This is a genomic window from Bacillus cereus, assembly GCF_015071065.1.
Lineage (GTDB): Bacteria > Bacillota > Bacilli > Bacillales > Bacillaceae_G > Bacillus_A > Bacillus_A cereus_BA.
Genome location: NZ_VOVA01000009.1, coordinates 17,280 through 32,546 on the forward strand (window position 1 = coordinate 17,280; position 15,267 = coordinate 32,546).

Sequence of the window (15,267 nt, forward strand, 5' to 3'; positions counted from 1 at the left end):
GATTACTCTCCTTTTGTATTCTCTAAAAATGTAACGGCCCGGCTTAAACTATCCCCTAGCTCCGCCTTCACGCGCTGCATTTGCTCCATTTTCTCGTCTAACGTTTGCACTTGTTTTTCAAGCATCTCTTTAATTTCTTGAATCATTTCACGGTCACGAGGATTCTCACTATTCCTTCTTTGTTCCATTCTTTCTTTCAACGATAAGAAATGTTGCATTTCTTGAAGTGTAATTCCTAGCACTTCTTTCGCTTCCACAATCCTTTTAATTCTTGCAATATCCTCATCTGTATACAAGCGAATATTCCCTTCACTACGTTCTGGGGGATGAATTAAACCAATTTCCTCATAATAACGAAGTGTACGCTTTGTTAAGCCAACTTGCTTTGTTACTTCATCGATTTTATACATGTTTATTCCTCCCTTCATCGGATTATTACATTTTACGTTAACGTTAACTTTTTTGCAACTATTATACTTTTGTAAATGTTTGTCATATCAATTGTATTTTTCTCAAAGCAGTTTCATAATGAAAGAAAATAATAATAAGGAGATTCTCAAATGAATAAACCACTTATTTTTGCTCATCGCGGGGTAAAAGGAACACACCCAGAAAATACGATGATTGCCTTCCAAGAAGCTGAACGCATTGGTGCTCACGGAATTGAACTTGATGTTCATCTATCAAAAGATGGTGAACTAGTTGTTATTCATGATGAAACAGTGGATCGTACAACAAATGGCGTGGGACTTGTTTCCAAGAAAACTGTAGAAGAATTACAAGCTTTAGATGCTGGTAGTCATAAAGATCCTTCTTTCCATGAAGCAAAAATCCCAACGTTACGAGAAGTATTTATTTGGCTTTCTACAACAAATTTACAACTTAACATTGAATTAAAAACAGATGTTATTCACTATCCAAATATTGAAGAACAAGTTGTTGCCCTTGTTCGTGAATATCATCTATCCAATCAAATTGTATTTTCATCATTTAACCATGGTTCCGTTTCATTATTAGCAGAACTTGCTCCAGAAATCCCAAGAGCGATTTTGTACGATACACCACTTGCAGATCCTATTGCTGAAGCAAAAAAACGTGGGGCAACGGGATTACATCCAAACTTTCAATTATTAACGAAAGAGTTTATCCAATTCGCACAAGGGCAAGGATACGTTTTTCGCCCTTACACCATTAATGAATATAAAGATTTGCAAACTATGATTGATTATGGCGTAGATGTTATTATTACCGATTGGCCAGCGCGTGCTTTTGAGCTCCTTTCTTAAATGAAGGGGCTCTTTTTATTTTGGAAATTTCATTGTTTAAAATAAACAAAAACCCTCAATACTAATACAATAATGCTTGTATTAATGAGGGGCTGAAAAAGATGGATCAAACTATGAATCCAAAACTTAAAAAATATAAACGTCTTTTCTTCACCGTAATGTTTTCTTGTGTTCTTTTTTTCGTTTTTTCCTTTTTTATTATCATTATAGCTGCAAAAATTATGGGACCTCCCCCTGTTGCGGTTCCGCAAACGAGTGTCTTTTACGCTAATGATGACACTGTTATAGGACAAAGTAATGAAATGCAAAAACGCTATAATGTATCTCTCGATGAAATTTCTCCTTATGTAAAAGAGGCGACACTATCTATTGAAGATCAACGATTCTACAAACATCACGGCTTTGATATGAAGCGCATTGCTGGTGCCATTGTTGCCGATTTGAAAGCAATGGCAAAAGTACAAGGTGCTAGTACTATTACACAACAGTATGCTCGTAACCTATACTTAGATCATGATAAAACGTGGAAGCGTAAACTATTAGAAGCAATGTATACCGTTCGTCTTGAAGTAAACTATAATAAAAATCATATTTTAGAAGGATATTTAAATACAATTTATTATGGGCACGGCGCTTACGGAATCGAAGCTGCTTCTCGTTTGTATTTCGATAAAACTGCAAAGGAATTAACATTAGCAGAAGCTAGCATGCTCGCAGGAATTCCGAAAGGACCTAGTGTTTACTCTCCTTTTTTAAAAGAAGAACGTGCTAAAGGGCGTCAATCTCTCATACTAAATGAAATGGTAGAACAAGGTTATATTACAAAACAGCAAGCTGCCTCGGCAAAAAAGGAAACTCTTACTTTCGCCTCATTGGATGCGAAAAAAGTTGCAGAGATTGCACCTTATTTCCAAGATGCTGTACAAGCCTCTCTTCTTCGTGATATCGGATTAGATGAGCAAGCCTTACAGCGAGGTGGCTTACGTATTTATACAACGCTAGACCCTAAATTACAATCTGTAGCGGAGCAAGCTGTAAAAAATCATATACCTGAAACAACAAACATCCAAACTGCCCTCGTCTCTATGAATCCAAAAACGGGTGAAGTGGCTGCCCTTGTTGGTGGAACTGATTATAATACGAGCCAATTTAACAGAGCTACACAAGCCGCTCGTCAGCCCGGTTCTACATTTAAGCCGTTCCTATATTATGCAGCCTTAGAACGAGGATTTACCCCTGCTACGCGCTTAAAAAGCGAATACACTGTATTCACTTTAGGTGATGGTGTTTCCAAATATAAACCGAAAAATTATAAAAACTATTATGCAGACGATTTTGTGACAATGGCACAAGCACTCGCCGTTTCTGATAACGTATATGCTGTGAAGACAAATTTATTTTTAGGCGAAGACATTCTTACAAAAACAGCGAAGCAATTCGGTATTACTAGCGCCTTAAAAGATGTTCCGTCTCTTGCTCTCGGCACATCTCCTGTAAAACCAATTGAAATGGTCAATGCTTATAGCATGTTTGCAAACGGCGGAAAAGAAGTAAAACCAATCTTTATAAGGCGCATTGTTGATCATGAAGGAAATATGCTATACGACGCTCATTTAGAAAGTAAACAAGTTCTCGATAAAAGCAAAGCCTTTGTGATGGAAGAAATGATGACAGGTATGTTTAATAAAAAACTAAGCAGTTATGCCGCTGTGACCGGTCAATCGATGTTATCAAAACTATCAAGAACATATGCCGGGAAATCTGGCTCTACAGAAACTGATAGTTGGATGATTGGATTTACCCCGCAACTTGTAACAGGGGTTTGGATTGGATACGATCAACCTAAATCCATTTCAAACGTAGCAGAACAAGGATACGCGAAAAAAATATGGACCGATACGATGGAAAAAGGATTAGATGGACAGCCTAAAAAAGATTTCAAACAACCAACAGATGTTGTTGCTGTCGACGTTAACCCTGAAAACGGTAAGATTGCTACAAAAAATTGTCCCATTTCTGTGAAAATGTATTTCGCAAAAGGTACAGAGCCAACTGAATATTGTATGGATCACGTTGATGATAAAGAAGAGTTTGAAAAGGTTAGTGAAGAGAAGAAAAAGACGGGTTGGTGGAAAAAATATCTCCCGTGGTAACTATTGTCATTCTTTTTCGGTAAATCGATATTCCTTGTCGAATTGCTGATATATTTTCATATCCCATGGTCCTATTCACAAAATAAAAAGGATGTCTCACTAGTCAAAAATCGACTAATGAGACATCCTTTTCTTTTATTCACCTAATAATGCACGGCGCAATTCTTCACTAGACTCGTTCCAAATTGCTTCGTTATGCTCTTTTAAGAATGTGCCAAGTACCTTTTTAGATGATTCATCCATATGATCGATCATGATGTGACGCTTTAATGATTTATCCATTTTGTTTACATGCTCTGGAAGTGATTTATATCCGCGGCGAATTTCACGATCAACTGTCATTTCACAAGCAGTTACACCTGCGTAATATGCACCGTTTGGTGTTCTTTCAATTGTTACCCAAACAAGCCAAAATGGTTTTCCGTTTGGAACTTCATCTTTATTCATTAAAAACTTAATTCCTTTTTCTACGGTGCTACGCGCATGCATCGCACCGATATCAACGAACGCGTTTTTCTCTAATACATCAACAAATACAGGAGAAATATTTTCTAGGCTTAATGCCCCAACACCAAACCCACCATGTCCATCTGTTGAGTCATTCTTTACAATATTAAAACCGATTTTTTTCTTTTTCTCTGTCATATGTAAATTCCTCCTCGCTTACTGATTATAAAAGCCCAAAAATAGGCGCAATGATACTTTGTAAAAATACTAATACATATGGAATAACAACATTGAAAATAGGCTGAATTGTGTAATTGCTAAGCGGTGTAATAACAAGAATTAATAACGCAATTGATCCATACTTTTCATACTGTGTCATTTTCGCACGCACATTTGCTGGTGCTAAATCTTCGACTACACGATATCCATCAAGTGGCGGAATCGGTAATAAGTTAAATACAAGTAAAACGATATTAAGCATAATAAAAATTTGGAAGAATTGACCTAATGTATCTGCTACTGTAACTGGAATTGAGTCTAATACGCCAAATGTTAATAAGCTATACCAAATAATTAAACCGATCGCACTTAAAATCAAGTTACTAATCGGTCCTGCAATCGAAACTAATATCCCTGCAAGACGTGGTCTTTTAAAGTTATACGGGTTAACAGGCACTGGTCTTGCCCAACCAAATCCAAGAATTAATACAGCAATCATCCCGATAGGATCTAAATGAGCCATCGGTGATAATGTTAAACGTCCTTGTTTTTTCGCTGTATCGTCTCCAAATTTATATGCAACATACGCATGTGCAAATTCATGCACAGATAGCGCAATAATAATCGCCATTGCTACCAATGGAATTTGGTGCAACGGGTATCTAAATAACTGATCCATACTTCATCTCCTCTTCATTATGTCAAAAAAAGAAAATATTTGTTTTTCCGATTGTTCTTCCCCATAATCCGTTATAATAAGGTTGTAACTTACATAAAAGGAGCGATTGTACATGCCATACGTAACAGTGAAAATGTTAGAAGGACGCACAGAAGAACAAAAAAAAGCTCTTGCTGAGAAAGTAACAGCAGCAGTAAGCGAAACAACTGGTGCTCCTGAAGAAAACATCGTTGTTTTCATCGAAGAAATGTCTAAAAACCATTATGCAGTTGGCGGAAAACGCTTAAGCGACAAATAATTCCAAGTTTTTTCATAAGAAGCAGCCCTTAGCTGCTTCTTATTTCTTTCCTTCTAACAACTCGATAATTCTCTCTTTATATTTTCCTTTTCTTCCATCTTCATAGATTAAATCATGCGGATAGAATAACTTTTGATCCGTTCTCTTCTTACCCGTAATCGCCTCAACAATATCCGATTCACGTGAAAGCTCTCTAAGTTCTCCGTTCGGCATAAGAAGTAAGATTGGCAGACGCTCTTCTTCTTCTCCTGCGCGGTAAAAATCATACGGTAAGTCTGATGTTGAATCAACAACTAAATAATATTCTGGATCGAGTCCAATCTTTTTAAATAAGCTACTTAATTCCACCCAATTATCTAAACCATGCTTATCTGTAAACTCTACATATTTAAATAGATTTCGATTCATAAAACGGCGGCATAAGTCACTTAAAATTGGATCTTCTTCGTCTTGCCATACTTGAAAGTAATAATACATTACGTTCTCGTCTAACTTTAAATAATCCTCTACTGTTACCTCTTCTTCAAATAAAGAATAGAAATGAACAGGGTGATATTTAAATGCATAATACTTCTCATGCAATGATTTAGCTCGGTGCAAAATCTTCGTTAAAATAACTTCTGCACTACGCGTTACCGGATGGAAATATACTTGCCAATACATTTGATAACGGCTCATAATATAATGCTCTACAGCATGCATACCACTATTCTTAATGACTACTTGATTCCCATATGGACGCATTACGCGCAGTATACGTTCCATATCAAAGTTGCCATACTTTACACCTGTGAAATAAGCATCCCTTAATAAATAATCCATACGATCAGCATCAATTTGACTTGAAATCATACTAATCGCTAGTTTATTAGTAGATGTTTTCGCAATGACATCTGCTACCTTTTGCGGGAAATCCTTATCAACACGGCTTAACACATCATTGATTTCCGTATTACCAACGATAATCTTTTGTGTAAACTTCTCATGATCTAACGAAAATACTTTTTCAAACGAGTGAGAAAAAGGGCCGTGACCGACATCATGAAGCAATGCCGCACATAAACATAACAATCTATCTTCAGCATTCCAATTTGGTCTGCCATCAAACACATCATCAATCATACGACGAATAATTTCATACACACCTAACGAATGAGTAAAGCGACTATGCTCTGCACCGTGAAATGTAAAAAATGTCGTTCCAAGCTGCTTAATACGGCGCAAGCGTTGAAATTCTTTCGTTCCGATTAAATCCCAAATAACGCGATCACGCACGTGTACGTATTTATGTACTGGGTCTTTAAACACTTTTGTTTCGCTGAGTTTGTCGTTTAAATATACCACTTTCCGACATCCCCCTTTCTTTACTACATTCTTACTATATATTATAAACGAAATAGGAAACAGAAAGAAATGAAAGACTATATTAATTCCTGTTATATAAAGAAAAATCACTTTTACCGGCGTAAAAGTGATTTTTCTTTATATATTATTTTCCTAAAACAAATTCAGCAACTTCGTCTAAGATCATTTCTTTACCTAGTGGGAAGTATCCTTTGTTTAGGTCTTCATTGCTAATTGTGAATACGTGATTGTTTTTAACAGCGTTCATATTTTTCCAAATTGATTCTTCTTGGAATTCTTTTAGACGCTGAGAACCGTCACCAGTTGTAAATACGAATAAGTAATCTGGGTTGTAATCGATTAAAGCTTCTTTTTGTACTTGTACTAGTGGTTTATCAGTTGGTGTACCTTTAACTGCTGGTAACTTTAAGTCATTAAAGATTACGCTACCGTAACCGTAGTCACCGTATACACGGAATGCATTTGGATATGCAGCCATTTTCATGAATGTTGCATCGCCAGTTTTAGCAACGATTTTGTCATGTAATTTGCTTGCTTTTTCATCATACTGTTTGAACCATTCTTTTGTTTCTTTCTCTTTACCGAAGATTTGACCTACTTCTTCGAATTTTGGACGCCATTGGTCTAATGGAGTTTTTAACATAACTGTTGGTGCAATTTTAGATAATTGATCATAAATCTTTTCTTGACGATTGTTTACAAGAATTAAGTCTGGTTTTGCAGCAGCTACTGCTTCGATGTTAATTTTATCGCCCCAAGCAGAACCTACTGGTTTCACACCTTCTAATTTCTTTGCAATATGTCCATCAATTTTTTCTTGTGTTGTATTTGCAGTAATAATCGGTTTCATACCGAAAATTAATAATTCTTCTGTTGAACCACTAAGGTCAGCAATTTTCTTTGGATTTGCAGGAATTTTAATTTCCCCTTTTGCATGTTTTACAGTGCGCTCTTCAGTCTTCGCATCTGCTTTCTTTTCTTCTTCTTTGTTAGAACAAGCTGCAAATAGTACAGAAGTAACAACTAGTACTATTGCTAATAGTGCCATTTTAAAATTTTTCATATTCCCACTCCTTCTAGTTGTATTTCTCTTATAATTTGCATGTACCTATAAGAAATAAAAACAACATTTAATCAATATATTTTTATTAACTGTTGTTTATAACCCGTTCTAACGGGCGTTCAACTTCCCATCCATGGGTAAGAAGCTCAACGTCCATTAGAACTCCCCCTCTCATCTCTTTAAGAGGGGGAAATTCTATTAATTATGCTTTTTTACGCAATTGATTATTAATCATCGCTAAATCGTATGTTAAACAAATTGGTTTACAGTTTACTGGACATGGCACGATTTGAGCTTCAATCTCAAATACGTTACGAAGCGTTTCACTTGTCATAACTTCATCTGGCGTTCCTTGTTTCATTAACTTTCCAGCTTTTAATGCAATCATATGATCAGAGAAACGAGAAGCATGATTTAAATCATGAATAACCATAACAATCGTTCTGCCTTCTTCTTTGTTTAACTTCTTCAGTAAGTTTAATACTTCAAGTTGATGAGCCATATCTAAGTATGTTGTTGGTTCATCTAACACGAGTAAATCTGTTCCTTGTGCAAGAGCCATCGCAATCCATACACGTTGACGCTGACCACCTGATAAAGCTTCTGCTGGACGATTTGCGAATTCTGTCATCCCCGTCACTTCAAGTGCCCAATGAATGTAGCGATAATCCTCTTCTTTCAATGTTCCAAATCCTTTTTGATGAGGAAAACGTCCATATGAAACAAGTTCAAACACAGTAAGGCCTGTTGGCACTTCTGCAGTTTGTGGTAAAATCGCCATTTTCTTTGCGATTTCTTTCGTTGGCTGTTTCTCAATTGCTTTTCCATCAAGATAAACAGTACCTCGTTTTGCTTTCAAAATACGAGAAGCCGTTTTTAATAATGTAGATTTCCCACAACCATTTGGTCCAATAATCGTTGTAATTTGCCCTTCCGGAATTTCAACTGTTAATCCATCTATAATTAACCCTTCATTATAGCCAACAGATACCGCATCAACTGCTAAAGTTGCCATACAAAAAGCCTCCCTTTATTTTGTCCTCATAAGTAAATATATGAAATATGGTGCGCCAATTACAGAAATAACAAGACCGACCGGTATTTCTGAAGTTGGTAACACACTTCTTGAAATTACATCTGCAAATAAAAGCAAGAACGTTCCTATTAATGCAGCTGTTGGTAACATAATTTGATGTTTACCACCAACGAGGCGTCTCGCTAAATGCGGAGCCATTAAACCGATAAAACCAATTCCGCCCGCAACAGCAACAGATGCACCAGCTAAACAAACTGCAATAAATAATAATTTACGTCTTTCCTTTTCTACGTTTACACCAAGGCCAACTGCTGTAGAGTCGCCTAAATTCATTACATTTAATATGTGTGCTTTACTAATGGCAAGTGGTAAGAAAATAACCATCCATGGGAGTACACTTAGTACGAACTTCCAATCTGTTCCCCATAAACTTCCTGCCAACCAAATCGTTGCAAAACGGAAGTCGTTCGATGTCATCTTCATAGAAAAAATTAAACTAACAGCACCAAATCCGGCTGCAACAGCGATACCAACAAGAATTAATCGAGTGGATGAAACGCCTTCTTTCCATGCCAGTAAATAAATAATAACCGCTGCTAATATCGCACCAACTAGCGCGAAGAATGGCAGGATAAATACAGATAAAAATGTACCAGTTCCAACTTTTCCAAAGAAAAAGTAGACGAATACAACAACTGTTAATCCCGCTCCGGCGTTAATACCTATAATACCTGGATCAGCAAGTGGGTTTCGTGATAACCCTTGCAAAATTGCACCTGACATAGCTAATGCAGAACCAACTAATATAGCAATAACCATACGTGGCATACGAAATTCAAATAAAATAACAGATTGATCTTCTGCACCTAATCCAACCAATGACTTTAATACATCTATTGGAGGTATTTTAAATGTTCCTGTATTTAAGCTTACTAAAAATACAGCAACAATTAATCCTACTAAAATCGTTAAAATAGAAACGTTCTTTTTTGTTAAGACGCTCGTCCTCACATTTTTCCTCTCCCTTCGTTACGTGCTAAGTAGAGGAAGAATGGGACCCCAATTAGCGCTGTAATTGCCCCAATTGGCGTTTCAAATGGTGGATTAATAATACGAGATAACATATCTGCACATTCAATTAATAGTCCACCTAAGACCGCAGAACATGGGATAACCCATCTATAGTCTGAGCCTACAAGGAAACGAGTCATATGCGGAATTACAAGTCCAACAAATCCAACCGATCCTGCCATAGATACAGCAGAACCTGTTAACACAAGAACAAGTACTATTCCGATAAATTTAATTAATGTTGTATTTTGACCAAGTCCAATCGCAATTTCTTCACCAAAGCTTAAAATTGTAATATATCTCGACATCATAATTGCTATAGCGAGACAAACGAGACCAATCGGTACTAACATATTAATACTTTGCCATTTCACTCCAGCAACACCGCCTGCATTCCACATACTTACCTCTTGGGCAAGGTTGAAATACAGTGCAATTCCAGATGAAATTGCCCCTAATAAAGCACTAATTGCTGAACCAGCTAAAGCTAATTTCACAGGCGTTAATCCACCTGGTGAAGAGGAACCCACACCGTATACAATGCTCGCACCAAACGCAGCTCCAATAAAAGATGCGATAACAAACATTAAATAAGGTGAATTAGGGAAGAATGCATACATAATTGCAATTCCGAATACAGCCCCATCTGTAATCCCCATTAACGATGGGGATGCAAGTGGATTTCGTGTCATACCTTGCATAATTGCTCCTGATACCGCTAAAAAGGCACCTGCAACTACGCCCCCTATTGCTCTAGGCATGCGAAGTTCTTGAATTACATTATGATGCGTTATAGACCCATCAAACTGAAATACAGCTTGCCAAACAGTCTTTAAACTAATATCTGCTGCACCAAACGAAATAGAAACTGCCATGCTTAAAGCTAACAAAATTGTGCCCGCTATTAAAATAATAGAAGCAACAAGTGGTCTGCTCTTAATCTCTTTAACATTCACATCTTGCTGTTCTATACTCCTTGCGCTCGCTTCCATCCCTCAACCATCCTAACCAACAACATATATTTAATAAAATGAAATTTATTCTCAAATAGTAATAAAAAAATTAGGTGAATTGACATTCTCGTGATAATGATTCTCAGAATCAGACACTTTCTATTCTACCTACCACGTCAAAAGACTGTCAACCATTATTTTGAAATACGAATTCATACACAGCGCTATCTTATGGACATAAAAAAAGAAGAGTAATCTGTTCACTCTTCTTTTTCTTACTTATTTAACTTTGCTTCAATTTTTACAATTAATTCGTCTTCTGTTGGAGCCGCAACTGGACGATTATTTACAAACGCGAATGATTTTTTACGACCAGGGCCACAGTAAGACTGACATGCAACCTCAATCGTTGCACATGAATCTACTTTTTTTAACTTCGGAATCAACGTTTTAACGTTCGTTGCCTGACAATCATCACACACACGAAATTCGTTTCCCATTATATATAACACTTCCTCTATTTTAAACTTTTCACAAGTACATTCAAAAATAAACACTAAATGGTATTTTACCGCTCTTTGAGGCTCGTTGCAAGTCTCCCAATATGGCTCTATTCCTATATAAGGCTACCTATTATTTATATTTTCTACTTCAAAAGCTTCCATTATTCAAAGCAAAATTTCTTCTCTTCATTAAAATCTACCATATTTTTAAAAGCTTTGTATAAAAGCTCTTTTTTTTGCCCATTATAAAAATAGGAAGTTCATAAAAAGAAAGGGAGTTGAATCTATGAAAGTAAGACAAGATGCTTGGACGGATGAGGATGATTTATTGCTTGCTGAAACTGTACTCCGCCATGTTCGTGAAGGAAGTACACAATTAAATGCATTTGAAGAAGTTGGAGATCAATTAAATCGTACATCAGCCGCTTGTGGTTTCCGCTGGAATGCTGTTGTTCGTTATAGCTATGAGCAAGCTCTTCAACTAGCAAAAAAACATCGTAAAGATAAAATGCGTGCTGCGGGCGGTGAACAGGCAAAAAAACGTTTGCTTTATACACCACCAGCTTCAGGAGCGATAACTGATTATGAAGAACACGTACCGTTACCATATGAAACAGCTGTTCAATATACAGAAGCTATTCCATATCAAGAGCCGACTGTTCCTGCTCCAAAAAGCCCAATAACAATGCAAGATGTTATTTACTTTTTACAAACAGTTGGATCTTCAAATATAAAAGTAACCGCTCTTGAAAACGAGAATACGAGATTGAAACAAGAAATTAAAGCGCAAATCTTGCGAAATGAAGAACTAGAAAAGAAACTAGAAAAATTAGAACAACAATCTCATACTGTACAAGAGGATTACGAAACACTTATGAATATTATGAACCGTGCTCGTAAATTAGCAGTAATGGATGATGAGGAACGCTCACAAACATCTTTCCGCATGGATCGAAACGGTAACTTAGAAAAAATTGCAGAATAAAAAGGATGCATGCAATGCATCCTTTTTATTCTTTCACTTTATATCCGAGAAAACCCCTTTCTTCATTTTTTGCTATAATAGAGGTTGTCATTTTATCCCGCATTAACGGGCAGTAAGACCCCCACCTCAAAATTCAGCTGGAGCAAAGAAGTTATGTGGGAGATCCACTGCCCGTAAATGCCCGATTGGTTCAACTAATAATCAGTGGGGGATGAACAAAACCCCCACTGATTAAAGTTTCACTTTATAGATAAGGGGTTAGTTATATGAGCAATTCCCGTTCGATTTTATCTCAGCCAGAGTGGCGTATTGCGGATCAGTCTAGTTTAGGACCAACTTTCCATGCACTTCAGTCATTCGCAATGGATGACACGTTATGCACAAGTATTGGAAATGGTCTATCCGCTGCAACAATGCGCTCTTGGGTTCATCACAATACAATTGTTCTTGGCATCCAAGATTCACGCCTACCACATTTAGAAGAAGGTATTTCCTTTTTAAAAGAAAACGACTTCAATGTTATCGTTCGTAATTCTGGTGGACTTGCTGTCGTACTTGATGAAGGTGTTTTAAACATATCACTTTTATTCCAAGAAACAGAAAAAGGTATCGACATCGATCTTGGATACGATACGATGTGGCATTTAATTCAGGAAATGTTAAAAGATTATAATGTTACTATCGAGGCAAAAGAAATTGTTGGTTCTTATTGTCCTGGTAGCTATGATTTGAGTATTCGCGATCAAAAATTTGCTGGTATTTCTCAGCGTCGTATTCGCGGAGGTGTTGCTGTACAAATTTACTTATGTGCGACAGGAAGCGGATCTGAGCGTGCCGCACTCGTTCGTGATTTTTACAACATAGCAATTCAAGGCGAAGAAACACGATTTACGTATCCTGAAATTGTGCCGAGTACGATGGCTTCACTATCTGAATTACTTGGCGAAACAATTACAGTGCAAGATTTAATGATGCGCCTTTTAAAAACGTTGCAACAATTCGCTCCAAAGTTAACACCATCTCAGCTAACCGTAGATGAAGTTCCTTTATATGAGACGAATTTACAACGTATTATTGACCGTAATAATAAGGCACTTGGTTTAGAAAAATAAAAAAGACCACCCGCATTTCAAAAGAAATAGGGTGGTCTTTTTTATTTTTAATTTACTATAGAATTAAAGTGCTTGAGCTGCTGTAATTAAAGCTAACTTGTACACTTCTTCTTCGTTACATCCACGAGATAGATCATTTACAGGCATGTTTAAACCTTGTAAGATTGGTCCTACTGCTTCGAAGTTACCTAAGCGTTGAGCGATTTTGTAGCCGATATTACCAGCTTCTAGGCTTGGGAATACGAATACGTTAGCATCACCTTTAATTGTAGAACCTGGAGCTTTCTTCTCAGCTACAGATGGTACGAACGCAGCATCGAATTGGAATTCTCCATCTAAAGTTAATTCAGGAGCCATTTCTTTTGCAATGCGAGTTGCTTCTACAACTTTTTCTGTTTCTGGAGATTTCGCAGAACCTTTTGTAGAGAAGCTTAACATAGCAACGCGTGGGTCAATACCGAATAGTTCAGCAGTTTTCGCACTTTCGATACCAATTTCAGCTAAATCTTGGCTGTTTGGTGCAATGTTAATTGCGCAATCCGCGAATACATACTTCTCTTCTTCACGTACCATGATGAATACGCCTGAAGTTTTTGTAACGCCTGGTTTTGTTTTAATAATTTGAAGTGCTGGACGAACTGTATCAGCTGTAGAGTGAGCTGCACCACTTACTAAACCTTGTGCTTTGCCCATGTATACAAGCATTGTACCGAAGTAGTTTTCGTCTTTAAGGATTTTACGAGCATCTTCTTCTGTTGCTTTACCTTTACGGCGTTCAACGAAAGATGCTACCATTGCATCCATCTCTTCGTATGTAGCTGGATCGTAAATATCAACGCCTGCTAATGTTAAGTTCATGCTAGCAGCTTTTGCGCTAATTTCTTCTTTATTACCAACTAAAATTGGTTTTACTAGCTCTTCTTTTGCTAAACGCTCTGCAGCGCCTAAAATTCTTTCATCAGTTCCTTCAGGAAGTACGATAGAAATGCCTTTTCCTTGAACTTTTTCTTTTACTGCTGTAAATAAATTGCTCACGAATAAACCCTCCTACAAATGTTAAAAACTCTACCTTTAAGAATACTTCTTTTCAGCTATATTTTAAACTTATAGCTCCCAAAAAATAGATAAAATGAAAATGATTATATTTTCATAAAATTCAGCCGAGAAATAAAGCCTACTTAATCCTTATTTTCTCCCGTTTTCCAGTAAATATAAATGTGACAGTTTTATGCACCCAAACTTTATTTAGATGTTTTTAATCCTATATATGCTATAGTTAACGTGTAAAATATCATTAACTGAGGTGAATAGAATGAGTGAAGCAACAACAACGTTAGATGGCTGGTATTGTTTACATGATTTACGTTCTATTGATTGGGCAGCATGGAAAACATTATCTAGCGACGAACGCGGACAAGCAGTGTCTGAATTTTTAAATGTCGTTGAAAAATGGAATGAAGTAGCTACTGCAAAAAAAGGCAGTCATGCAATGTATACAGTTGTTGGTCAAAAAGCAGATATTATGCTTATGATCTTACGTCCAACAATGGAAGAGTTAAATGAAATCGAAACAGAATTAAATAAAACAACATTAGCTGAATATTTAATTCCTGCATATTCTTACGTATCTGTTGTTGAACTAAGCAACTATCTTCCAGCTGATGAAGACCCATACCAAAACCCACAAGTCTTAGCTCGCTTATATCCTGAGTTACCGAAAGCAAATCACATTTGCTTCTATCCAATGGATAAGCGTCGCCAAGGTAATGATAACTGGTATATGCTTCCTATGGATGAACGTAAGAAACTTATGTACAGTCATAGCAAAATTGGTCGCCAGTACGCAGGTAAAGTGCGCCAAGTTATTTCAGGATCAGTTGGATTTGACGATTTTGAGTGGGGCGTAACATTATTTGCTGACGATGTTCTTCAATTTAAGAAACTTATATATGAAATGCGCTTCGATGAAGTAAGTGCTCGCTACGGTGAATTTGGAACATTCTTTGTCGGAAACATTTTACCAAGCGAAAAAGTAACAACATTTTTACACATATAATATAAAAAAGGAACGAAATTCGTTCCTTTTTTGTATTACCC

At 36.7% G+C, this 15,267-nt stretch carries 16 protein-coding genes; 6 read left to right on the forward strand and 10 right to left on the reverse strand.

Features of this window, described 5'->3' with window-relative positions:
• Nucleotides 1-2: 2 nt before the first annotated feature.
• The gene (locus tag FT637_RS20000) at nt 3-410 is read right to left on the reverse strand and encodes a MerR family transcriptional regulator (protein ID WP_193647792.1); all 408 of its coding nucleotides are present in this window, start codon (nt 408-410) and stop codon (nt 3-5) included.
• Between the two features lie 150 nt (nt 411-560).
• Between FT637_RS20000 and FT637_RS20005 the strand changes: the two genes are divergently transcribed.
• Both FT637_RS20005 and FT637_RS20010 read left to right on the forward strand, forming a co-directional pair.
• The gene (locus FT637_RS20005) at nt 561-1,286 is read left to right on the forward strand and encodes a glycerophosphodiester phosphodiesterase (protein WP_193647793.1); all 726 of its coding nucleotides are present in this window, start codon (nt 561-563) and stop codon (nt 1,284-1,286) included.
• Between the two features lie 101 nt (nt 1,287-1,387).
• Nucleotides 1,388-3,439 (forward strand): transglycosylase domain-containing protein, encoded by a 2,052-nt coding sequence (locus FT637_RS20010; protein ID WP_193647794.1) that lies wholly within the window; start codon nt 1,388-1,390, stop codon nt 3,437-3,439.
• Nucleotides 3,440-3,574: 135 nt separating this feature from the next.
• Here FT637_RS20010 and FT637_RS20015 read toward each other — a convergent pair whose 3' ends face one another.
• On the reverse strand, nt 3,575-4,084 hold the full coding sequence (locus FT637_RS20015) for a YwhD family protein (protein ID WP_193647795.1): 510 nt from the start codon (nt 4,082-4,084) through the stop codon (nt 3,575-3,577).
• Nucleotides 4,085-4,109: 25 nt separating this feature from the next.
• Nucleotides 4,110-4,784, reverse strand: coding sequence for a site-2 protease family protein (locus tag FT637_RS20020; protein WP_193647796.1), 675 nt, complete (start codon nt 4,782-4,784; stop codon nt 4,110-4,112).
• 112 nt (nt 4,785-4,896) lie between these two features.
• Here FT637_RS20020 and FT637_RS20025 point away from each other — a divergent pair, with 112 nt between their 5' ends.
• Nucleotides 4,897-5,082, forward strand: a complete 186-nt coding sequence (locus tag FT637_RS20025) for a 2-hydroxymuconate tautomerase (protein ID WP_001147171.1) — start codon at nt 4,897-4,899, stop codon at nt 5,080-5,082.
• A gap of 39 nt (nt 5,083-5,121) precedes the next feature.
• Here FT637_RS20025 and FT637_RS20030 read toward each other — a convergent pair whose 3' ends face one another.
• The 6 genes from FT637_RS20030 to FT637_RS20055 form a co-directional block, all read right to left on the reverse strand.
• Nucleotides 5,122-6,426 carry an HD domain-containing protein gene (locus FT637_RS20030; RefSeq protein ID WP_193647797.1) on the reverse strand — a complete coding sequence of 435 codons (1,305 nt, stop codon included), beginning with the start codon at nt 6,424-6,426 and terminating at the stop codon, nt 5,122-5,124.
• Between the two features lie 145 nt (nt 6,427-6,571).
• Entirely contained in the window at nt 6,572-7,510 is a 939-nt protein-coding gene (locus FT637_RS20035) for an ABC transporter substrate-binding protein (RefSeq protein WP_193647798.1), read from the reverse strand.
• Between the two features lie 202 nt (nt 7,511-7,712).
• Complete coding sequence (locus tag FT637_RS20040) at nt 7,713-8,525, reverse strand: ABC transporter ATP-binding protein (protein ID WP_000212073.1); 813 nt, start codon at nt 8,523-8,525, stop codon at nt 7,713-7,715.
• 15 nt (nt 8,526-8,540) lie between these two features.
• Complete coding sequence (locus FT637_RS20045; RefSeq protein WP_193647799.1) at nt 8,541-9,557, reverse strand: FecCD family ABC transporter permease; 1,017 nt, start codon at nt 9,555-9,557, stop codon at nt 8,541-8,543.
• A complete protein-coding gene (locus FT637_RS20050; protein ID WP_193647800.1) occupies nt 9,554-10,609 on the reverse strand; it encodes a FecCD family ABC transporter permease in 1,056 nt (351 codons plus the stop codon). The genes FT637_RS20045 and FT637_RS20050 overlap by 4 nt, the downstream gene beginning before the upstream one ends.
• 236 nt (nt 10,610-10,845) lie before the next feature.
• Nucleotides 10,846-11,070, reverse strand: a complete 225-nt coding sequence (locus tag FT637_RS20055; RefSeq protein ID WP_000526075.1) for a DUF1450 domain-containing protein — start codon at nt 11,068-11,070, stop codon at nt 10,846-10,848.
• A gap of 289 nt (nt 11,071-11,359) precedes the next feature.
• On the opposite strand from FT637_RS20055, the gene FT637_RS20060 reads away from it, so the two are divergent.
• Both FT637_RS20060 and FT637_RS20065 read left to right on the forward strand, forming a co-directional pair.
• Nucleotides 11,360-12,058, forward strand: coding sequence for an RsfA family transcriptional regulator (locus FT637_RS20060; RefSeq protein ID WP_193647801.1), 699 nt, complete (start codon nt 11,360-11,362; stop codon nt 12,056-12,058).
• 266 nt (nt 12,059-12,324) lie between these two features.
• The gene (locus tag FT637_RS20065) at nt 12,325-13,170 is read left to right on the forward strand and encodes a biotin/lipoate A/B protein ligase family protein (protein WP_193647802.1); all 846 of its coding nucleotides are present in this window, start codon (nt 12,325-12,327) and stop codon (nt 13,168-13,170) included.
• A 63-nt stretch (nt 13,171-13,233) separates the two neighbouring features.
• Here FT637_RS20065 and pta read toward each other — a convergent pair whose 3' ends face one another.
• Complete coding sequence (pta, locus tag FT637_RS20070; protein WP_002016367.1) at nt 13,234-14,205, reverse strand: phosphate acetyltransferase; 972 nt, start codon at nt 14,203-14,205, stop codon at nt 13,234-13,236.
• Nucleotides 14,206-14,482: 277 nt separating this feature from the next.
• Here pta and hemQ point away from each other — a divergent pair, with 277 nt between their 5' ends.
• Nucleotides 14,483-15,226, forward strand: coding sequence for a hydrogen peroxide-dependent heme synthase (gene hemQ, locus FT637_RS20075; RefSeq protein WP_193647803.1), 744 nt, complete (start codon nt 14,483-14,485; stop codon nt 15,224-15,226).
• Nucleotides 15,227-15,267: the final 41 nt, after the last annotated feature.

What these genes read in the sequence shown, in the direction of transcription:
- FT637_RS20025 (WP_001147171.1), top strand. Translation starts at nt 4,897, where the DNA reads ATGCCATACGTAACAGTGAAAATGTTAGAAGGACGCACAGAAGAACAA.
- FT637_RS20065 (WP_193647802.1), top strand. Translation starts at nt 12,325, where the DNA reads ATGAGCAATTCCCGTTCGATTTTATCTCAGCCAGAGTGGCGTATTGCG.
- FT637_RS20040 (WP_000212073.1), bottom strand. Translation starts at nt 8,525, where the DNA reads ATGGCAACTTTAGCAGTTGATGCGGTATCTGTTGGCTATAATGAAGGG.
- FT637_RS20035 (WP_193647798.1), bottom strand. Translation starts at nt 7,510, where the DNA reads ATGAAAAATTTTAAAATGGCACTATTAGCAATAGTACTAGTTGTTACT.
- FT637_RS20060 (WP_193647801.1), top strand. Translation starts at nt 11,360, where the DNA reads ATGAAAGTAAGACAAGATGCTTGGACGGATGAGGATGATTTATTGCTT.
- FT637_RS20005 (WP_193647793.1), top strand. Translation starts at nt 561, where the DNA reads ATGAATAAACCACTTATTTTTGCTCATCGCGGGGTAAAAGGAACACAC.
- FT637_RS20015 (WP_193647795.1), bottom strand. Translation starts at nt 4,084, where the DNA reads ATGACAGAGAAAAAGAAAAAAATCGGTTTTAATATTGTAAAGAATGAC.
- FT637_RS20000 (WP_193647792.1), bottom strand. Translation starts at nt 410, where the DNA reads ATGTATAAAATCGATGAAGTAACAAAGCAAGTTGGCTTAACAAAGCGT.
- FT637_RS20020 (WP_193647796.1), bottom strand. Translation starts at nt 4,784, where the DNA reads ATGGATCAGTTATTTAGATACCCGTTGCACCAAATTCCATTGGTAGCA.
- FT637_RS20050 (WP_193647800.1), bottom strand. Translation starts at nt 10,609, where the DNA reads ATGGAAGCGAGCGCAAGGAGTATAGAACAGCAAGATGTGAATGTTAAA.
- FT637_RS20010 (WP_193647794.1), top strand. Translation starts at nt 1,388, where the DNA reads ATGGATCAAACTATGAATCCAAAACTTAAAAAATATAAACGTCTTTTC.
- FT637_RS20055 (WP_000526075.1), bottom strand. Translation starts at nt 11,070, where the DNA reads ATGGGAAACGAATTTCGTGTGTGTGATGATTGTCAGGCAACGAACGTT.
- hemQ (WP_193647803.1), top strand. Translation starts at nt 14,483, where the DNA reads ATGAGTGAAGCAACAACAACGTTAGATGGCTGGTATTGTTTACATGAT.